The organism is Vogesella urethralis, from assembly GCF_007644045.2.
GTDB lineage: Bacteria > Pseudomonadota > Gammaproteobacteria > Burkholderiales > Chromobacteriaceae > Vogesella > Vogesella urethralis.
On the sequence record NZ_VMDW02000061.1, the window covers coordinates 50,834 to 68,936 of the forward strand.

At 68.8% G+C, this 18,103-nt stretch carries 20 protein-coding genes; 18 read left to right on the plus strand and 2 right to left on the minus strand.

Going from position 1 to position 18,103, the window contains the following annotated elements:
• Nucleotides 1-55 precede the first annotated feature (55 nt).
• The gene (locus FLQ03_RS04960) at nucleotides 56-706 is read right to left on the minus strand and encodes a HugZ family pyridoxamine 5'-phosphate oxidase (protein WP_170252310.1); all 651 of its coding nucleotides are present in this window, start codon (nucleotides 704-706) and stop codon (nucleotides 56-58) included.
• Between the two features lie 193 nt (nucleotides 707-899).
• Here FLQ03_RS04960 and FLQ03_RS04965 point away from each other — a divergent pair, with 193 nt between their 5' ends.
• The 18 genes from FLQ03_RS04965 to FLQ03_RS05050 all read left to right on the plus strand — a co-directional run bounded on the left by FLQ03_RS04965 (nucleotide 900) and on the right by FLQ03_RS05050 (nucleotide 17,555).
• Nucleotides 900-1,739 (plus strand): substrate-binding periplasmic protein, encoded by an 840-nt coding sequence (locus tag FLQ03_RS04965; protein WP_144372856.1) that lies wholly within the window; start codon nucleotides 900-902, stop codon nucleotides 1,737-1,739.
• 91 nt (nucleotides 1,740-1,830) lie between these two features.
• Nucleotides 1,831-2,448 (plus strand): HyaD/HybD family hydrogenase maturation endopeptidase, encoded by a 618-nt coding sequence (gene hybD, locus FLQ03_RS04970; RefSeq protein ID WP_144372857.1) that lies wholly within the window; start codon nucleotides 1,831-1,833, stop codon nucleotides 2,446-2,448.
• Entirely contained in the window at nucleotides 2,448-2,774 is a 327-nt protein-coding gene (gene hypC / locus FLQ03_RS04975; RefSeq protein WP_144372858.1) for a HypC/HybG/HupF family hydrogenase formation chaperone, read from the plus strand. The genes hybD and hypC overlap by 1 nt, the downstream gene beginning before the upstream one ends.
• A 19-nt stretch (nucleotides 2,775-2,793) precedes the next feature.
• Nucleotides 2,794-3,240 carry a thioredoxin domain-containing protein gene (locus FLQ03_RS04980; protein ID WP_144372859.1) on the plus strand — a complete coding sequence of 149 codons (447 nt, stop codon included), beginning with the start codon at nucleotides 2,794-2,796 and terminating at the stop codon, nucleotides 3,238-3,240.
• Entirely contained in the window at nucleotides 3,237-4,127 is an 891-nt protein-coding gene (locus FLQ03_RS04985; RefSeq protein ID WP_144372860.1) for a hydrogenase expression/formation protein, read from the plus strand. The genes FLQ03_RS04980 and FLQ03_RS04985 overlap by 4 nt, the downstream gene beginning before the upstream one ends.
• A complete protein-coding gene (locus tag FLQ03_RS04990; RefSeq protein ID WP_017508555.1) occupies nucleotides 4,124-4,336 on the plus strand; it encodes a rubredoxin in 213 nt (70 codons plus the stop codon). The genes FLQ03_RS04985 and FLQ03_RS04990 overlap by 4 nt, the downstream gene beginning before the upstream one ends.
• Nucleotides 4,333-4,821: a [NiFe]-hydrogenase assembly chaperone HybE gene (gene hybE / locus FLQ03_RS04995; protein WP_170252311.1), complete on the plus strand. Its 489-nt coding sequence runs from the start codon at nucleotides 4,333-4,335 to the stop codon at nucleotides 4,819-4,821. The genes FLQ03_RS04990 and hybE overlap by 4 nt, the downstream gene beginning before the upstream one ends.
• Complete coding sequence (locus tag FLQ03_RS05000) at nucleotides 4,818-5,810, plus strand: hypothetical protein (protein WP_144372862.1); 993 nt, start codon at nucleotides 4,818-4,820, stop codon at nucleotides 5,808-5,810. The genes hybE and FLQ03_RS05000 overlap by 4 nt, the downstream gene beginning before the upstream one ends.
• The gene (hypA, locus tag FLQ03_RS05005; protein WP_206210871.1) at nucleotides 5,803-6,144 is read left to right on the plus strand and encodes a hydrogenase maturation nickel metallochaperone HypA; all 342 of its coding nucleotides are present in this window, start codon (nucleotides 5,803-5,805) and stop codon (nucleotides 6,142-6,144) included. Before FLQ03_RS05000 ends, hypA begins: the two co-directional genes overlap by 8 nt.
• Nucleotides 6,145-6,216: 72 nt before the next feature.
• The gene (gene hypB, locus FLQ03_RS05010; protein ID WP_144372863.1) at nucleotides 6,217-7,263 is read left to right on the plus strand and encodes a hydrogenase nickel incorporation protein HypB; all 1,047 of its coding nucleotides are present in this window, start codon (nucleotides 6,217-6,219) and stop codon (nucleotides 7,261-7,263) included.
• A gap of 3 nt (nucleotides 7,264-7,266) precedes the next feature.
• Nucleotides 7,267-9,579: a carbamoyltransferase HypF gene (gene hypF, locus FLQ03_RS05015; RefSeq protein WP_144372864.1), complete on the plus strand. Its 2,313-nt coding sequence runs from the start codon at nucleotides 7,267-7,269 to the stop codon at nucleotides 9,577-9,579.
• Entirely contained in the window at nucleotides 9,558-9,794 is a 237-nt protein-coding gene (locus tag FLQ03_RS05020; protein WP_144372865.1) for a HypC/HybG/HupF family hydrogenase formation chaperone, read from the plus strand. Before hypF ends, FLQ03_RS05020 begins: the two co-directional genes overlap by 22 nt.
• Entirely contained in the window at nucleotides 9,791-10,915 is a 1,125-nt protein-coding gene (gene hypD, locus FLQ03_RS05025; protein WP_144372866.1) for a hydrogenase formation protein HypD, read from the plus strand. The genes FLQ03_RS05020 and hypD overlap by 4 nt, the downstream gene beginning before the upstream one ends.
• Entirely contained in the window at nucleotides 10,912-11,949 is a 1,038-nt protein-coding gene (gene hypE, locus FLQ03_RS05030; protein ID WP_017508547.1) for a hydrogenase expression/formation protein HypE, read from the plus strand. The genes hypD and hypE overlap by 4 nt, the downstream gene beginning before the upstream one ends.
• Before the next feature lie 39 nt (nucleotides 11,950-11,988).
• Nucleotides 11,989-13,425: a sigma-54-dependent transcriptional regulator gene (locus FLQ03_RS05035; RefSeq protein ID WP_144372867.1), complete on the plus strand. Its 1,437-nt coding sequence runs from the start codon at nucleotides 11,989-11,991 to the stop codon at nucleotides 13,423-13,425.
• A 1-nt stretch (nucleotide 13,426) separates the two neighbouring features.
• A complete protein-coding gene (locus FLQ03_RS05040; RefSeq protein WP_144372868.1) occupies nucleotides 13,427-14,419 on the plus strand; it encodes an NADH-quinone oxidoreductase subunit B family protein in 993 nt (330 codons plus the stop codon).
• Complete coding sequence (locus tag FLQ03_RS05045) at nucleotides 14,416-15,861, plus strand: nickel-dependent hydrogenase large subunit (RefSeq protein ID WP_144372869.1); 1,446 nt, start codon at nucleotides 14,416-14,418, stop codon at nucleotides 15,859-15,861. The genes FLQ03_RS05040 and FLQ03_RS05045 overlap by 4 nt, the downstream gene beginning before the upstream one ends.
• A 368-nt stretch (nucleotides 15,862-16,229) precedes the next feature.
• Nucleotides 16,230-17,555, plus strand: a complete 1,326-nt coding sequence (locus FLQ03_RS05050) for a sensor histidine kinase (protein WP_144372870.1) — start codon at nucleotides 16,230-16,232, stop codon at nucleotides 17,553-17,555.
• Nucleotides 17,556-17,606: 51 nt separating this feature from the next.
• Here the strand turns inward: FLQ03_RS05050 and FLQ03_RS05055 are convergent, their stop codons facing one another.
• Entirely contained in the window at nucleotides 17,607-18,032 is a 426-nt protein-coding gene (locus tag FLQ03_RS05055; protein WP_144372871.1) for a hypothetical protein, read from the minus strand.
• Nucleotides 18,033-18,103: the final 71 nt, after the last annotated feature.

Consider the following 18,103-nt stretch of genomic DNA (forward strand, 5'->3'; position numbering starts at 1 on the left):
TATGGCGTAGTTGTTGCCAGTGCGCCGCTTTATTTCGCGGCCGGCATGGCCTGCCTCAGCGCAATTCGCCGGCAGCCAGCGCGTCGGCCACCCGCTGCGGCAGGTTGGCCGCATCGACCGCCGCACCGAAATCCAGCCGCTGTCGCAATTCGCCCAGCTGGTAATCGACGCCGAAGCAGTCCAGCCCCAGCGGCTTGGCACTGCCGCTGCTGGCGGCCAGTTCGTCCAGCAGCCGCGTCTCGGTGGCCAGGTCGAAAGCCGGCAAGGCGTGCCATTCCTGCGCCGACACCCAGCCCATGCGGCCGAAACCGCCAATAAAGCGGATCGCCTGCAGTTGCAGGCGGTAGAAGCGGAAATCGCCCAGTGCCAGGCAAGACTGGAACGCGGGCGCGTAGCGCAGCAAGCGCGCCAGCAGCGCGTCGTCCGGGGTCTCGGCGTGCAGGTCGCCACTGAGCGTCATCCTGGCCTGTTCCCAGACCTGGCCAGCCGGCGGCTGCAGCAGCAGGCTGACGCGCGGGTCGGCCTGCACATTGCGGCAGTGCTCGGCCAGGCCGCTCATCAGCAACCACGGGCTGTGGTCGGGCCCGATGGCGAACGGCAACACCGTGACAAACGGGTAGCCGGGCAAGGACAGCGAGTGGGTTGCCAGCGCGGCCGACTGGCAGCGGTGCAACAGCGAGAGACAATCGCCCAAGGGAATGATCATGACATTTGCCTGAAAAGAAGTCTGCCTACAGCTTAGGCAGCGAAGCGCGGCCCGGCAACCGCCTTCACGCTGCCAGCGACGCCACATTGATTACTATTGATCATGCTTCTTCGTCATGCATTGATAAAAGGCACTTAACGTAAAGCCGGCATGATGCTAACTTCAATGCCCCTGGCCTACATTGCCCCCAACGATGAGCACTCGCCTGCTTGCCCTGCTGCTGTGTTGCCCTGCCCTGAGCCAGGCGGCCAGCGTGCTGGCCGTCACCACCGAGTTTCCGCCGTTCCAGAGTGCCAGCCCGCAACCGTGGGGCCTGGCGCTGGATACCGCCCGCGAGCTGGCAAAACGCAACGGCGACACGCTGGACGTGCAGTTTCTGCCATGGGCCCGCGCCTACCAAACCGCCGAAACCACCCCCGGCGTGCTGATCTTCTGCCTGGCGCGCACCGCCGAGCGCGAACACCGCTACCAATGGCTGGGGCAGATCGCCAGCGGCGACGTTACCGTATGGCAGTTGGCCGCACGCCGCGACCTGAACGCCCGCACGCTGGAGCAGGCACGGCGCTGGCAGCTGGGCGCCACCGTCGGCGACATGAAAATGCAGTACCTGCTGCAGCAGGGTTTTGTCATCGGGCAGAACCTGCAGGAAAGCGGCGACGACCTCAGCAATATCCGCAAGCTGTTTGCCGGCCGCATCGACCTGCTGCCGTTCAGCCACCGCCAGGTACTGCAATACCGCAGCGCCCAGGCCGGGCTGGACTTCGCCGCGCTCAAACCGGCCTTCAACCTGCCGGCGCTGGCACAGCCCTTGTACCTGGCGTTCAGCCCCGGCAGCGACAGCGCACTGGTGCGCCGCTACCAGGCCAGCTTTCGCCAGTTGCAGCGCAGCGGCTGGCTGGCGCGCCAGCAGCGCCACTACCAGCAGTTGCCGGCCGGCACTGCAAACCTTCCTTCCACCCAGCCACAGCAAAACGACAACAAACTAACCATTCCTGCTAACCCGCCTGCCGCGCCAGCCGCCAGAAGCCAATAAAATCAAGGCCCTGCGCGCCCCGGCATGCAGCGCCTGGCTGGCACGGCCTTTGTATATGTAACGCCCTCCGTAACACACCGGGAAGGCAAACATGTCAACGCCACACATCGTGGTACTGGGTCTGGGCAATCTGCTGTGGGCCGACGAAGGCTTCGGCGTGCGCTGTGCCGAGGCGCTGTACGCCGGCTACAGCCTGCCCGCCAACGTAGAAGTGATCGACGGCGGCACCCAGGGCCTGCTGCTGCTGCCCTATGTGGAAGCGGCCGACCATCTGCTGATCCTGGACGCCATCGATTTCGGCCTGCCGCCGGCCACGCTGCGAGTCTTCCACAACGACGCGGTACCCGCCTACCTCACTGCCAAGAAAATGAGCCTGCACCAGACCGGTTTTTCCGAAGTGCTGGCGCTGGCCGAGCTCAAGGGTGCCCTGCCGGCCAACATCACGCTGATCGGCGTGCAGCCGGCCGAGCTGGAAGACTACGGCGGCAGCCTGTCGCCGGCCGTGCGCGCCCGGCTGCCCGAGGCGCTGGCCATCGCCGTACAAACCCTGGCTGCATGGGGCGTGCAGGTACAGCCCGCCAGCGGTGACGGCGCACGCCTGAACGACGCCAGCCTGGACATGACGCGCTACGAAAGCGAACGCCCCAGCGCCGACAGCGCCTGCCGCGTCGGCGACGCCCGCGTGCTGTTTGACGGGGAGCCCGGCTGATGTGCATGGGCACCCCGATGCAAGTGGTCAGCCCCGGCTGGTTCAGCGCCCGCTGCCGCGACCGCGACGGCAGCCTGGTCGACATCGACACCCGCCTGCTGGGCGAAGTGGCCACCGGCCAGTGGCTGCTGGTATTCACCGGTGCCGCGCGCGAGCTGCTGGACGAGCAGCGCGCCGCCGACATCCTTGCCGCCATCGCCGCGCTGGAAGCCGCGCTGGCCGGCAACTACCAGCCCGAGCAGCACTTTGCCGACCTCTGCCACCGCGAGCCGCAGCTACCGCCGCACCTGCAGGCGCTGCTGACACCCGATACCCCATCAAGCTGACAACGCAAGGCCACCCACCATGCAATCGTATATCCCTACTTTCGACAGCGTCGCCCTGCGCCTGGACGCACTGGGCTACAGCCAGACCGACGCGGCCAAGCTGGACGCACTGGCCGCCGAACACCCGCAACTGGTGCTGATGCTGAACGCCGACCCGCACCAGCACCCCGAGGTGGCCGACAACGCCATCATCGTGCCCGAGGTGCTGAAAAGCCTGCCCGGCGCCACGCCGCACGTGTGCTGGGCCGACCCCGCCGCCAGCCGCACGCTTGCCAGCCGCTTTGGCGTGCTGAAGTACCCGGCACTGGTATTCCTGCGCGGCGGCCAGTACACCGGCGTTATCGTCGGCCTGATGGACTGGCCCGACGTGGTGCACCGCTTTGCCGAACTGTTGGCCGCACCGTCGCGCCGCCCGCCGTCGGTGGGCATTCCTGTGACCAGCCCCACCAGCGGAGCCTGCCAATGAGCCAGTTCATCCTGCCCAAAGCCTTCCCTATTCCGGTGGTCGGCATCGGCCCCGGCTCGCAGCCGGTCGACCCCGACCTCAACTACCTGCCGCTGCCGCGCGAGCTGGACGGCTTTGACATGCCCTACCTGCCCACCGCCGAAGAAACCGCCCACCTGGGCGATGCCAAGGCGCTGGTGGCCGAGCTGATCCGCCGCATGCAAGCGTGGGACGGCACGAGCGAACCGTACCCGTCGCTACTGCTGAACGGGCTGGACAGCGACGGCCGCACGCTGATCAGCCAGCTGCTGGGCGAAGGCGAAGTCAGCGCCCGCGTGCGTTGCCTCAACGGCCACGAGCTGCTGATCCAGGAGTCGGTATTTGCCGGCGTGTGGCGCGTGCTGGAAACCGACGCCGATGGCCAGCCGCTGGCCGACCGCATCGAAGCCTGCGCCATCCCCGCTGCCGTGTGGCAGCAGGCCCGCGCTTTCGGCCGCCGAGAACTGACGCCGTTCGACCCGGCTGGCGTGGCGCTAATGAACGCGCCGGCGGTGCTGGCCGAGGTCGCCGAGCGCGCCGCCGCCTACCAGGACGGTGACGAAGACCACGTCATCAACTTCAGCCTGCTGCCGATGACGCCGGAAGACCTGGCCTATATCGACGCCAACCTCGGCGGCGGCAACAGCGGCGTGTTCTCGCGCGGCTACGGCAAATGCCGGGTGATGGCCACCAGCCTGCAAAACGTGTGGCGGGTGCAGTACTTCAACGGCATGAACAGCATCCTGCTGGATACGCTGGAAATCACCCGTATGCCGGAGGTAGCACTGGCCGCCGCCGACGACCTGGCCGACGCCATCGACCGGCTGCAGGAGGCACTGGACTGGCTGACCGGGGAGCAAGCGGCATGAACACCTTTGAAGGCAGTTACCTCGGCAAACCTGGCGAGCTGGCCGACGACGCGCGGCTGGAGTGCAAGATCTGCTGGTGGGTGTACGACCCGGCGCAAGGCGACAGCGTTTGGCAGATACCGCCAGGCACGCCATTTGCCGCACTGCCCGCGCACTGGCGCTGCCCGGTATGCGACGGCGCACACGAACAGTTCATGGTGCTGCCATGAACGCGCGCCACAGCAGCGCCGGCTGGCTGCAGCACCCCGGCGCCGCGCTGGAGCAGGCCTATCGCCACATCCAGCACACGCGCATGCAGGGTATTCCCATCCTGAACCCGGCCATCAGCGTGGAAAGCGTCGGTTTCCGCCGCTATCAGGGCTGGTGGGCCGGCGTGCTGATTACGCCGTGGTTCATCAACCTGATGCTGCTGCCCGCCGACGCGCCGCTGCCGGATGGCGCGGCCGGTGAAGAACAGCTGGTGGCCCTACCGGAAGGCATCATGCCGTTTCTGCCCGGCAGCGAAGACAGCATTGGCCCCTACCTGATGTGCTCGCTGTTTTCGCCGCTGCCGCAGTTTGCCGACCAGCAATCCGCGCGCGACACCGCCAGCGAAGTACTGCGCCTGCTGTTCGAGATTCCGGCGCCGCCAGCGGCGACGCCAGCCGGGCCGGACCTCAGCCGTCGCCGGCTATTCGGGCTGGGCGGCGCATGAACGGCATCACCTTGCAGCGCCAGCACGGCCAGGTGAGCGTGCACTGGCCCAGGTTGGCCGCCGAGCAATTGTTTGTCGGCCGCACGCCGGCCGAGGCCATCGCGCTGGCGCCGCAATTGTTTTCGCTGTGCGGCCACGCCCAGCAACTGGCCGCTACGCTGGCGCTGGCGGCTGCCAGCGGCCAGCCTGCGGTAGCCGATACGCAGGCGCTGGCCGCCGTGCGGCTAGAAGCCATCCGCGAAACGCTGCGCCGCTGGCTGCTGGACTGGGCGCCGGCCTGCGGCCAAACCGTGGACCCTGCCGCCCTCGCCGCGCTGGGCCGCGCTGTCACGCTGCGCGATTACCGCCAGTTGGCCGCGTTCTGTATCTTCGGTACCGACCCCAGCATCTGGCGCCAGTATGGTCTGGCCGGCTGGCAGCAATGGGCGGCCAGTGGCGACAGTGCCGCAGCTCGCGTCTTGCAACAACTGCTGACGGCGGCGCCGGAAGCCGTGCCCGCCCTGCAATGGCTGCACAGCGCGGCCAACCTGGCGGCCAACCCGCACTGGCTGGCCGGCCACACCCCGGCCTGGTACGGCCAGGCGGTAGAAACCGGCGCGCTGGCGCGTTACCAGCCACTGCTGCAACCCTGGCTGGACGCCGGCCACGTCAGCGCCGCCCGCCTGCTGGCGCGCTGGCTGGCACTGGCCGCCTGGCTGGGCGAGGCCGAAGCGGGCAGCGACAGCTGCACGCTGGCCGGCAGCGGTCTGGCGCTGGTGGACACCGCCCGTGGCCCGCTGCTGCACCTGGCCACGCTGGGCGGCGACGGCCGCATCAGCCATTACCGCGTGCTACCGCCCACACTGTGGCACTGCCACCCGCAGGGCTGCATGGCGCAGGCTGCAGCCAACGGCACTGCCGCGCAAGTGCGGCGCAGGCTGTTGCTGATCGACCCCTGTGTAGCCTTTACACTTGCCGGTATCGAAGAAGAGGAATGCCACCATGCATGAAATGTCGCTGGCCGAGGGCATCGTGCAGCTGCTGGAAGAGCACGCACAGACGCAGCAGTTTCGCCGCGTCAAACAGATCTGGCTGCAAGTGGGCGAGCTGGCCGGCGTCGAGCCGGAAGCGCTCACCTTCTGCCTGGACGTAGTACTGCGCGGCAGCCTGGCCGACGGCGCGCAGGTACACCTGCTGCGCGAGCCCGGCCGTGGCTGGTGCCTGGCCTGCAGCCAGGAAGTGCCCATCCACGCCCGCTTTGACGCCTGCCCCAGCTGTGGCCGCCATCAGGTACAGGTTACCGGCGGCGAGGAGCTGCGCGTGGCGGAGCTGGAGGTGGAATAAGCCCTGCCAGCACCGTTACCGCCCGCACAAAGAAAAACACAACACCGAACAGAACAAGAAAGGACCCCACCCATGTGTACCGTCTGTGGCTGCGCCGAAGGCAATGTCAGCATCGAGGGCCAGAAACCGGCCGTCAAATACCCGTACCGCCCGCGCCGCGCCGGCGGCCACGCGCATGGCCATCACCATCATCATGACCACGATCACAGCCACGCTCACCCACACCAGCATGATCATGATCACGGCCACGCACACGCCCAGCCGGCCGCGGAGGCAAGCGACGCCGCCGACAGCACGCCGGTAACACTGGCCGACGGCAGCCACCACTACGGCCACGGCCCGGCGCACGCCCACGCGCCGGGGCTGAGCCAGGCGCGCATGGTGAAGATCGAGCAGGACATCCTGGGCAAGAACAACCAGTACGCGGCGGCCAACCGCCGCCGCCTGGCCGAGCGCGGCATTTTCGCGCTGAACCTGGTGTCCAGCCCCGGCTCCGGCAAGACCACGCTGCTGACCGAAACCGTGCAAAGGTTGGCCGCCTCCACCCCGCTGGCGGTGATCGAGGGCGACCAGCAAACCGCGCACGACGCCGAGCGCATCCGCGCCGCCGGCGCGCCGGCCATCCAGATCAACACCGGCAAGGGCTGCCACCTGGACGCGCACATGGTGGGCCAGGCGCTGGACGCGCTGGCGCTGCAGGACGACAGCCTGCTGCTGATCGAAAATGTCGGCAACCTGGTGTGCCCGGCGGCGTTCGACCTGGGCGAGGCGCACAAGGTGGCCATCCTGTCGGTCACCGAGGGCGAGGACAAACCGCTGAAATACCCGGACATGTTTGCCGCCGCCAGCCTGATGGTGCTGACCAAAACCGACCTGCTGCCGCACCTGGATTTCAACGTCGATGCCTGCATCGCCTACGCCCGCCGCGTCAACCCCGCCATCGCGGTACTGCAGCTGAGCGCCCGCAACGGCGACGGCATGGACGCCTGGCTGCAGTGGCTGGCCGGCGGCCTGATCGAAGCCCGCGCCCTGCGCGCCGAGCGGGTAGCCCAGCAAAACCAGCTGGCCGAGCTGAAAGCCCAGGTCGCCGCGCTGGAAGCCCGGCTGGCGCAGGGCTAAGGCATGACGCTGCAACGCCGTTGCTTCACCGCCCGTGGCCGCGTACAAGGCGTGGGTTTTCGCCCGCACGTGTGGCGCGTGGCCAGCAAGCTGGGGCTGGCCGGCCACGTGGCCAACCACGCCAGCGGGGTGGTGATCGAGGTGGAAGGCCCGCCTGCGCAGCTGGACGCCTTTGCCGTGCAGCTGCTGGCCGGCCTGCCGCCGCAGGCGCAGGTGGATAGCCTCACCAGCCACGCGCTGCCGCCACAAGGCGGGCAGGACTTCACCATCGCTGCCAGCGCAGGCAACACGGCGCAGGTGAGGCTACCAGCCGACAGCGCGCCGTGCGACGCTTGCCTGGCCGAGCTGTGCCAGCCGGCTGGCCGCCACTGGCGCCACGCCTTCATCAACTGCACGCAGTGCGGCCCGCGCTACAGCGTTACCCGCGCCCTGCCCTACGACCGCAGCGCCACCACGCTGGCCGGCTTTGCGCTATGCGCGGCCTGCCAGGCCGATTACCAGCAGCCGACCAGCCGCCGCTTTCACGCCGAACCCACCTGCTGCCCGGCCTGCGGCCCGCAGCTGAGCTACCTGGGCGCGGAGGGTGCGCCGCAAGCCGGCGACCCGCTGGGGCTGGCGCTGGCCACGCTACAAGGCGGCGGCATCGTCGCGATCAAAAGCAGCGGCGGCTTTCATCTGGCCTGCGACGCGCGCAACGCCGGCGCCATTGCCCGCCTGCGCCAGCGCAAGCGACGCCCGGCCAAGCCCTTGGCGCTGATGGCGGCCAACCTGGCCAGCCTGCACGGCGTGGTGCAGCTGGATGCCGCCGCTGCCACGCTACTGGCCAGCCCGGCGCGCCCCATCGTGCTGCTGCCGCGCGGCGACGTGCCTCTGCCGGACGCGCTGGCGCCGGGCCTGGCCGAGCTGGGCGTGCTGCTGCCACCCACGCCGCTGCACCTGCTGCTGTGGCACGAGGCCGCCGGCCGCCCGGCCGGCACCGGCTGGCTGGATGATGCCCAAACCATGCTGCTGGTGATGACCAGCGGCAACGCCAGCGGTGCACCGGTGGCCATCGATAACGACGAAGCGCTCGCCGCGCTGGCCGGCATCGCCGACGGCTTTCTGCTGCACGACCGTGCCATCCACGCCCGCAGCGACGACAGCGTGCTGCGCATCGACGCACTGGGCAGCGCCACGCTGCGCCGCAGCCGGGGCTACCTGCCGGACGTGCTGCCTTTGGCCAGCGACGGCGCCACCGTGCTGGCCACCGGCAGCTACCTGAAAAACGCCCCGGCGCTGCTGTACGGCAACGCGGCGCTGCCCGGCGCCCACGTCGGTGACCTGGCGCACCCGGCCGCCTGCGTGGCGCTGGAGCACGCCATCGCCGCGCTGCAGCTGCACGCCGGCCACGCGCCGCAGGCCATCGCCTGCGACAACGGCGAGCACTTTGCCAGCCAGCTGGCGGCGCAGTTGGCCGCGGCGGCCAACCTCCCGCTGCTACGCATTAGCCACCACCACGCCCACATCGGCGCCGTGTGTGCCGAACACCAGCTGCACGGCCCGGTACTGGGGCTGGCGCTGGACGGCCACGGTGTCGGCGACGACGGCGGCGCCTGGGGCGGCGAGCTGCTGCGGGTAGACGGCGCGCACAGCCAGCGCATCGGCCATCAGGCGCCGCTGGCGCTGCCCGGCGGCGACACCGCTGCGCGCGAACCGTGGCGCGTGGCCGCCGCCTGGCTGCTGCAGCACGGCCATGCCGACGAAGCCGAACGCCGTTTTGGCCACCAGCCGGCGTGGCCGCTGCTACAGCAGCAGCTGGCACGCGGCATCAACACGCCGTACAGCAGCAGCATGGGCCGCTATTTCGACCTGGTCGCCGCACTGGCCGGCGTGTGCCTGCAGCAAGGCTACGAAGGCGAAGCGCCGCAACGGCTGCAAGCGCTGGCGCAGCCCTGCGCGCCGCTGGCCGAGGCTTGGCATATCGATGCGGCCAACGCGTTGCACCTGGCGCCGCTGCTACGGCAGCTGCTGGCCCGGCCCGACGCCGCCGCCATCGCCAGCCTGTGGCATGCCACGCTGGCGGCGGCACTGGCCAGCTGGGTGCTGGCTACCGCGCAACAACACCACCTCGGCACGGTGGCACTGGGCGGCGGCTGTTTTGCCAACCGCACCTTGCTGGCCGCGCTGCTACCGCGATTACAACAGGCCGGACTGGCCGTCTACCACCCGCAGGCCTTGCCGGCCGGCGACGGCGGTCTGGCCGTGGGCCAGGCCTGGGTAGCACGGCAGCTACTGGCCAACAAGGAGACTGACCCATGTGCCTGGCCATGCCGGTGAAAGTAACGGAGCTACTGGCGGGCGATAACGCCCGTGTCGAGGTGGACGGCGTGATGCGCAACGTATCCATCGCCCTGGTGCCGGGCGTGCAGCCCGGCGATTACGTGATCCTGCACGTGGGTTACGCCATCGGCCGGCTGGACGCCGCCGAAGCCCAAAAAACGCTGGCGCTGATGCACGAGCTGGCCGCGCTGCCGCAGGAGGGCCAGCCATGAAATACGTAGACGAATTCCGCCGTGGCGACGTGGCACGCGGCTTGGCCGCCCGCATTGCCGAGGCGGTACAGCCCGGCCGCCACTACCGGCTGATGGAGTTTTGCGGCGGCCATACCCACGCCATTGCTCGCTACGGCCTCACCGGCCTGCTGCCGGCGGCGGTGCAGCTGATCCACGGCCCCGGCTGCCCGGTGTGCGTGCTGCCGATCGGCCGTATCGATTCCGCCATCGAGCTGGCGCTGCAGCACGGCGCCATTGTCTGTAGCTACGGCGACTGCCTGCGGGTGCCAGCGAGCAACAAGCTGAGCCTGTACAAGGCGCGGGCGCAGGGCGGCGACGTGCGCATGGTGTACTCCACCGCCGACGCGCTGCAGATCGCGCGCGACAACCCGGCGCGGCAGGTGGTGTTCTTTGCCATCGGCTTTGAAACCACCACCCCGCCCACCGCGCTGGCGCTGAAAGCCGCCCGCGCCGAAGGGCTGCGCAACTTCAGCGTGTTCTGCAACCATGTGCTGACCCCGCCTGCCATGCAGCACCTGCTGGCTGCCGGCGACGCGGTGCAGCTGGATGGCTTCATCGGCCCGTCGCACGTCAGCACCGTGATCGGCAGCGCGCCGTACCAGGCGGTGGCCGACGCCTACGCCAAGCCGGTGGTGATTGCCGGTTTCGAGCCGCTGGACGTGCTGCAATCGGTGCTGATGCTGGTGGAACGCATCAACCGTGGCGAGGCCGGCGTGGCCACCCAGTTCACCCGCGCCGTCACCACCGACGGCAACGCCACCGCCCGCGCCGTGGTGGCCGAAACGCTGGTGCTGCGGCCAACCTTTGAATGGCGCGGCCTGGGCCAGGTGCCGCAGTCGGCGCTGGCCATCCACCCCGACTACGCCGACTTCGACGCCGAACGCCGCTTCGGCCTGCCCTACCGCCACGTGCCGGACCACCGCGCCTGCGAGTGCGCCGCCATCCTGCGCGGGCAAAAGCAGCCGCAGGACTGCAAGGTGTTCGGCATTGTCTGTACCCCCGACAACCCGCTGGGCTCCTGCATGGTGTCCAGCGAAGGCGCCTGCGCCGCCCACTACCACTACGGCCGCTTTACCGCGCCGCAGGAGCAACCGGCATGAGCCACTACCCCCGCAAGCTGGACCTGGCCCACGGCCGCATCGACATGACCCACGGCAGCGGCGGCCGCGCCATGGCGCAGCTGGTAGACGAGCTGTTCGCCCCGGCCTTTCGCAACGACTACCTGGCGCAGGGTAACGACCAGGCCATCCTGCCGCCGCCCGGCGGCCGCCTGGCCATCGCCACCGACAGCCACGTGATCTCGCCGCTGTTTTTCCCCGGCGGCGACATCGGCAGCCTCGCGGTGCACGGCACGGTGAACGACCTGGCGATGGGCGGCGCCACGCCGCTGTACCTGAGCGCCGGCTTTATCCTGGAAGAAGGCCTGCCGCTGGCCGACCTGAAGCGCATCGTGGACAGCATGGCCGCCGCCGCCCGGGACGCCGGCGTGCGTATCGTGACCGGCGACACCAAGGTGGTGGAACGCGGCCATGGCGACGGCGTGTACATCAGCACCACCGGCATTGGCGTGGTGGCCGACGGCGTACAGCTGTGCGGCAGCCAGGCGCGGCCGGGCGATGCGATTCTGGTATCCGGCACGCTGGGCGAGCACGGCATGGCGGTGATGAGCCAGCGCGAAAACCTGGGCTTTGCCAGCCCCATCGTGTCCGACAGTGCCGCGCTGCACACGCTGGCGGCGGCGCTGATGGCGGCCAGCCCCGGCCTGCGCCTGATGCGCGACCCCACCCGTGGCGGCCTGGCCACCACGCTGAACGAGATCGCCCGCCAGTCCGGCGTGGGCATGCAGCTGCAGGAAGACGCCATTCCGCTGCAACCGGCGGTGCGCGCCGCCTGCGAGTTCCTGGGCCTGGACCCGCTGTACGTGGCCAACGAGGGCAAGCTGATTGCCGTCTGCCCCGCCGCCGAAGCCGACGCCGCGCTGGCCGCGCTGCGGGCGCACCCGCTGGGGCGCCATGCGGCCAACATCGGCCAGGTGGTGGCCGACCCGCACCACTTCGTGCGCGTGCGCACGCCGTTTGGCGGCGAGCGCCTGCTGGACTGGCTGGCCGGCGAGATGCTGCCGCGCATTTGCTAGGCCCCGCTACAATACGCCCATGCTACAGAAAGACACGCCATGAGCCCCCAAGCTACCGTTTTGCTGGTGGACGACGAAATCCGCTCGCTGGAAGCGCTGCAACGCACGCTGGAAGACGACTTCACGCTGTTTACCGCCAGCAGTGCCGACGAGGCGCTGGCCATCCTGGAAAGCGAGTTCATCCAGGTGATCGTCACCGACCAGCGCATGCCGGACATGACCGGCGTGGCGCTGCTGCGCCGCGTGCGCGAGCGCCACCCGCAGGTGGTGCGCATCATCCTGTCCGGCTACACCGACAACGCCGACATCATCGCCGCCGTCAACGAAGCCGGCATCTACCAGTACCTGCTGAAGCCCTGGCACCCGGAAAGCCTGCTGCTGACCGTACAGGGCGCCGCCGAGCTGTTCCGCCTGCAGCAGGACAACGAACTGTTGAACGTGGAGCTGAAAACCTCGGCGCCGTGGCTGCAAGGCCGGGTGGACGGCAAGCGCCGCGAGCTGAAGGCCCGTAACGCGATGGCCAACATCACCCGCGCCGCCGGCAGCCCGCTGGACAAAGTGTGCGAGCTGCTGGAGCGCGTGGCCGGCTTCGACATTGCGGTGCTGATCGAGGGCGAATCCGGCGTCGGCAAAGAGCTGCTGGCGCGGGCGCTGCACTACGCCAGCCACCGCCGCGACCGCCCCTTTGTGGTGGAAAACTGCGCCGCCATGCCGGAGCAGCTGCTGGAAAGCGAGCTGTTCGGCCACAAGCGCGGCGCTTTTACCGGTGCCTATCAGGACCACATCGGCCTGTTCCAGCAGGCCGACGGCGGCACCATCTTTCTGGATGAAATCGGCGAAACCTCGCCCGCCTTCCAGGCCAAGCTGCTGCGCGTGCTGCAGGAAGGCGAAATCCGCCCGGTGGGCAGCCCGCGCCCGCTGAAGGTGGACGTGCGCGTGGTGTCGGCCACCAACCGCAAGCTGGCCGAGCTGGTGCGCGAGGGGCGCTTCCGCGAAGACCTGTACTACCGGCTGTCGGCGTTTGCCGTCACCGTGCCGCCGCTACGCGAACGGCCGGCCGATATTCCGCTGATTGCCGAAAAGCTGCTGGACGAAGCGCGCCGCCACTACCAGCGCCCCGGCCTGACGCTGCTGGCCGACGCGCAGGACGCGCTGCGGCTGTACCGCTGGCCCGGCAATGTGCGCCAGCTGCGCAACGAGCTGAACCGCATGCTGGTGCTGGCCGACGGCGACGCGCTGGGCGCCGAGCTGCTGTCACCCGAGGTGCTGCAGGCCGCTGCCGAAGAACAGGTGGCCGAGCTGGCGTTCCTGGCCGGCATCGAGGGCGACCTCAAAACGCGGCTGGAGGCGCTGGAGAAGCGCATCCTGAAAGAAACCCTCACCCGCCAGCGCTGGAACAAGACCCGCGCGGCAGAAGAGCTGGGCCTGTCGCGGGTAGGCCTGCGCAGCAAGCTGACGCGCTACGGGCTGGAATGACATGACGAGCAAAACCCTGGTCTGGCTGCAAAGCGGCGGCTGCGGCGGCTGTACGCTGTCGGCGCTGTGCGCGGAAAGCCCCGACTTCTTTACCGCACTGGCCGATAGCGGCATCCGCCTGGCCTATCACCCGTCGCTGACCGAAGCCAGCGGCGACGAGGTGGCACCGCTGCTGGCAGGGTTGGCCGCAGACGGCATCAACATCCTGTGTCTGGAAGGCTCGGTCATGCTGGGGGCGGACGGCCGCTTCCACATCAGTGGTAGCGAACACCAGCCGTATTACCGGCAAATCGCCGCGCTGGCCGCCCGCGCCCGCTACGTGGTGGCGGTGGGCACCTGCGCCGCCTACGGCGGCATTACCGCCGCCGGCGACAACCTCACCGGCGCCACCGGCCTGGCGTGGCAGGGCAGCCAACCCGGCGGCCTGCTGGGCGACGGTTTTGCCGGCAGCAGCGGCCTGCCGGTGGTCAACATCAGCGGCTGCCCCACCCACCCCGGCTGGGTGCTGGAAACGCTGGCGCTGCTGGCCGCCGACGCGCTGGCCGCCAGCGACCTGGACCCGCTGGGCCGGCCACGCTTCTACGCCGACAAGCTGGTGCACCACGGCTGCGACAAGAACGAGTTTTACGAATTCAAGGCCAGCGCCGAAGCGCCCGGCCAGCAGGGCTGCCTGATGGAGTTTGTCGGCTGCAAGGGTACGCAGGCACACGCCGACTGCAATATCCGGCCGTGGAACGGCGAAGGCTCCTGCCTCACCGGCGGCTACCCGTGCATCAACTGCACCGCGCCCGACTTTGCCGACCCCGGCCACGCGTTTTTCGACACGCCCAAGATTGCCGGCTTCCCGGTAGGGCTGCCCACCGACATGCCCAAGGCCTGGTTCGTGGCGCTGTCCACGCTGTCCAAATCGGCCACGCCGACGCGGGTGAAGGTCAACGCCACGCTGGACCGCATGACCATGCCGCCCTCGCTTCCCAAGAAAAACACCCCATGACACGACGCATACTGGGCCCGCTGGGCCGTGTGGAAGGCGACCTGACGCTGACGCTGGAACTGCAAGACGGCAAGGTAGCCGCCGCCGAAGCCACCAGCGGGCTATTTCGCGGCTTCGAACGCATTCTGGTGGGCCGCCAGGCGATGGACGCACTGGCCATCGTGCCGCGCATCTGCGGCATCTGCTCGGTGTCGCAGTCGGTGGCCGCCGCCCGCGCACTGGCGCAGCTGTACCACGTGACGCCGCCGGCCAACGGCGAGCGCGTCACCAACCTGATCCACGCCGTGGAAAACGTGGCCGACCACCTGTCGCACTTCTACCTGTTTTTCATGCCGGACTTCGCCCGCGACGCCTACGCCGGCCACCGCTGGCACGCCGACATCCGCGCCCGTTTCAAGGCAGTGGAAGGCAGCGCCCACGCGCCGATGTTGGCCGCACGCGCCACGCTGATGCGCTTCATGGGCACGCTGGCCGGGCACTGGCCGCACACCATGGTGATCCAGCCCGGCGGCGTCAGCCGCACCGTCAGCGCCGCCGAACGCGTGCGGCTGGGGCAATGGCTGGCCGCTTTCCGCCGCTTTCTGGAACAGCACACCTACGGCGTACCGCTGCCCGAGGTGGCTGCCTGGGACAGCCCGGCGGCGCTGGCCGACTACGTGAGCCGCCAGCCACAGGCTGACCTGGCGCGCTTTCTGCTGCTGGCAGACAGCCTTGGCCTGGCCACACTGGGCCGTTGCGACGCGCCGCTGATTGCCGGCCCGGCCTATCTGGAAGGCGAAGGCAGCAGCGCGTGGGCGCCCGCCGGCGTGTGGCGGCAGGGCCGCCTTGACGTGCTGGATACCACGCAAATCCGCGAACACAGCCGCCACGCCTGGCTTGTGGACTACGGCCCCACCCACCCGTTTGACGACGACACGCTGCCGGTGCCGGACAAAGCCGACGCCTACAGCTGGAGCAAGGCGCCGCGTCTGGCCGGGCAGCCGGCGCAAACCGGCGCCATCGCCCGCGCCCTGCTGCGCCGCGACCGGCTGACCACCACGCTGGTGCAGGCGCAAGGCAGCACCGTGTACACCCGCGTACTGGCCCGGGTGCGCGAAATGGCGCTGCTGGTGCTGCAGATGCAGGCGTGGCTAGCCGCCATTGAGCTGGACGCGCCGTTCCAGACTGCGCTACCGGCGCACCCGCTGTACGCCCGTGGCGAAGGCCTGACCGAAGCGGCACGCGGCATGCTGGGCCATTGGGTGACGCTGGACGGCAGCCGCATCCAGCGCTACCAGATCATCGCCCCCACCACCTGGAACTTCTCGCCACGCGACAGCGACGGCCAGCCCGGCCCGCTGGAAGCCGCCCTGCTGGGCACCGTGGCCGACGACGCACAGGCGCTGGCAGTGCAGCACATCGTGCGCAGCTTCGACCCGTGCCAGGTGTGCACGGTGCAGTAGGACAGGTTTTACCCCATGAGCGAATACAGACACCTTAGCCACGTGCCCCATCCCGTTGGCGCGAGCCGGGCCAAACGGTTTGCCCCAGGTTTTAAGACGCCGATTTGTTTGAGCCCCGCGCCGTTAGCAAGGGGCGAGTTCGGCGGCGCTTGGGGCGGGCCGTTTGGCGCGGGGTTTCGAGCAGCCCCGGGTCGCCTTTTCTTTGGGTACTTTCTTTTGGCGACGCAAAAGAAAGTACCCCGTCCGCCGGGCGGAACCGGCTATGTTCATCACCATCCGCAACGCGGATTCACTATCGCCCGTCCACCCTCCGGCCCTATTCACACGGCTCGCAGAACAAGCTGATAGACAGAGAAACGAGCAAAGCCATGCCCGACAAACTCAGCAGCAGCGCCGAAGCTACCCGCCTGGGCGGCGAGCTGGCCGAAGAAGCCTGGATCGACGTGATACGCCGCATGGACCAGGTGTACACCGAGCTGGTGCAATCGCAGGAAACACTGGAAGCCAAGCACCGCGAGCTGGCCGACGCACACCGCTTTACCGAAGGCGTGCTGGAAGCCATGACCGACGTGATGGTGGTGTGCGACACGCTGGGCCAGGTGCGGCAGGTAAACCGCGCCATGGTGTCGCTGACCGGGCTGAGCGAAAGCCTGCTCACCGCCTGCAAGCTCACCGACCTGGTGCCGGGCGAGGCCGAGCGCGAGCTGCTGCTGCAACGGTTGGCCGCCGGCAACGCCGAGGGTAGCGATATCGAAATCGCGCTGATCGCCCACAATGGAGAGGCGATACCCGTCACCTGGAACGTCAGCGCGTTGTACGACGGCGAACGCCGCTACAGCGGGTTTGTGGCCGTGGGGCGCCCGGTGGGCGAACTGAAGAAAGCCTACGCCGAGCTGAAACAGGCGCACGAGGCGCTGAAGGCGGCGCAGGCGCAGCTGGTGCAGGCCGAAAAGATGGCGTCGCTGGGGCGGCTGGTGGCCGGCGTGGCGCACGAGCTGAACAACCCGATCAGCTTCATCGTCGGCAACACCCACGCCATGCAGCGCTACGCCACCAAGCTGCAGCAGTACCTGGCCGCCGTGCACGCGGCCAACCCCGACGCCGCCGCGCTGCGCCAGCAGCTGAAGATCGACCGCCTGCTGGCCGACCTGCCGTCGCTGCTGGACGGGCTGATGGAAGGCGCGCAGCGCAGCAGCGCGATTGTGGACGCGCTGAAACGTTTTTCTGCCATCGAAACCGACACCCGCCAGCGCGTGAACCTGGCCGAGGCGGTGCAGCGCGCGCTGCACTGGGTCGGGCAGGCAGCACCGCATCGTGTGAGCGTGCACTGCCACGGGCTGGATGACGCGCAGTGGGTCACCGGCTCCGCCAACCAGCTGCAGCAGGTACTGGTGAACCTGATCCAGAACGCCTACGACGCGGTGGAAGCGCAAGCGGCCCCGGCACTGACGCTGACGCTGGCCTGCGAGCAGGGCCGGGTGGCGCTGAGCGTGGCCGACAACGGCCCCGGCATTGCTGCAGCCAACCTGGCGCGCATCTTCGACCCGTTCTTTACCACCAAGCCGGTGGGCAAAGGCACCGGCCTGGGCTTGTCGATCAGCTATGGCATCGTGGAACAGCACGGCGGGACGCTGTCTGCGGCCAACCTGGCAGAGGGCGGCGCCTGCTTTACGCTAACACTGCCGGCTGCATGACAAACGCCCCTGGCGCTGGGCACGCAGGGGCGTTTGGGGATGGTAAGGCGCTTATTCGCTAGCCGGCTTGGCAGCGGCTTTCTTGCTGCGGCTGCGCTTGGCGGCCGGTTTCTCTGCCGTGACGGCGGCTTCTGCTACTGGCTCGGTGGCCGGCGCGGCAACCGGTGCGGCTGCAGGCTCGACAACCGGCGCGGTGGCGGCCGGGTGCAGCTCGGCTTCGCTGGGCAGCATCAGCTCGGGGTACTCCCCAAACAGGCGCTCCATCAGCTTGCTGCGGGCATCGATATGGTGCCCCAGGCGCCAGTCTTCCAGCAGTTGCATGGCAATCTGGAAAAACGGGTAATCGATGTCGTACAGGCGGTGCAGCTCGTACGGCTGTTTCAGCTGCAGGGCCAGTACCAGGTGCTTCAGGGTTTCCAGTTGATGCGGGGCGGCGCCAGCATCCATCAGCTTCTTGATACGTTTGGCAGCATTCATCAGGCGTTCCCTCTGTTTGGCTGAAAAATCACGTTAACATAACCACCGGCAAACCGTGTGCCAAGTTGCCA

Bases quoted from the DNA above. Each gene is read 5' to 3' on its own strand.
- FLQ03_RS04960 (WP_170252310.1), bottom strand. From the start codon at position 706: ATGATCATTCCCTTGGGCGATTGTCTCTCGCTGTTGCACCGCTGCCAG.
- FLQ03_RS04965 (WP_144372856.1), top strand. From the start codon at position 900: ATGAGCACTCGCCTGCTTGCCCTGCTGCTGTGTTGCCCTGCCCTGAGC.
- hybD (WP_144372857.1), top strand. From the start codon at position 1,831: ATGTCAACGCCACACATCGTGGTACTGGGTCTGGGCAATCTGCTGTGG.
- hypC (WP_144372858.1), top strand. From the start codon at position 2,448: ATGTGCATGGGCACCCCGATGCAAGTGGTCAGCCCCGGCTGGTTCAGC.
- FLQ03_RS04980 (WP_144372859.1), top strand. From the start codon at position 2,794: ATGCAATCGTATATCCCTACTTTCGACAGCGTCGCCCTGCGCCTGGAC.
- FLQ03_RS04985 (WP_144372860.1), top strand. From the start codon at position 3,237: ATGAGCCAGTTCATCCTGCCCAAAGCCTTCCCTATTCCGGTGGTCGGC.
- FLQ03_RS04990 (WP_017508555.1), top strand. From the start codon at position 4,124: ATGAACACCTTTGAAGGCAGTTACCTCGGCAAACCTGGCGAGCTGGCC.
- hybE (WP_170252311.1), top strand. From the start codon at position 4,333: ATGAACGCGCGCCACAGCAGCGCCGGCTGGCTGCAGCACCCCGGCGCC.
- FLQ03_RS05000 (WP_144372862.1), top strand. From the start codon at position 4,818: ATGAACGGCATCACCTTGCAGCGCCAGCACGGCCAGGTGAGCGTGCAC.
- hypA (WP_206210871.1), top strand. From the start codon at position 5,803: ATGCATGAAATGTCGCTGGCCGAGGGCATCGTGCAGCTGCTGGAAGAG.
- hypB (WP_144372863.1), top strand. From the start codon at position 6,217: ATGTGTACCGTCTGTGGCTGCGCCGAAGGCAATGTCAGCATCGAGGGC.
- hypF (WP_144372864.1), top strand. From the start codon at position 7,267: ATGACGCTGCAACGCCGTTGCTTCACCGCCCGTGGCCGCGTACAAGGC.
- FLQ03_RS05020 (WP_144372865.1), top strand. From the start codon at position 9,558: ATGTGCCTGGCCATGCCGGTGAAAGTAACGGAGCTACTGGCGGGCGAT.
- hypD (WP_144372866.1), top strand. From the start codon at position 9,791: ATGAAATACGTAGACGAATTCCGCCGTGGCGACGTGGCACGCGGCTTG.
- hypE (WP_017508547.1), top strand. From the start codon at position 10,912: ATGAGCCACTACCCCCGCAAGCTGGACCTGGCCCACGGCCGCATCGAC.
- FLQ03_RS05035 (WP_144372867.1), top strand. From the start codon at position 11,989: ATGAGCCCCCAAGCTACCGTTTTGCTGGTGGACGACGAAATCCGCTCG.
- FLQ03_RS05040 (WP_144372868.1), top strand. From the start codon at position 13,427: ATGACGAGCAAAACCCTGGTCTGGCTGCAAAGCGGCGGCTGCGGCGGC.
- FLQ03_RS05045 (WP_144372869.1), top strand. From the start codon at position 14,416: ATGACACGACGCATACTGGGCCCGCTGGGCCGTGTGGAAGGCGACCTG.
- FLQ03_RS05050 (WP_144372870.1), top strand. From the start codon at position 16,230: ATGCCCGACAAACTCAGCAGCAGCGCCGAAGCTACCCGCCTGGGCGGC.
- FLQ03_RS05055 (WP_144372871.1), bottom strand. From the start codon at position 18,032: ATGAATGCTGCCAAACGTATCAAGAAGCTGATGGATGCTGGCGCCGCC.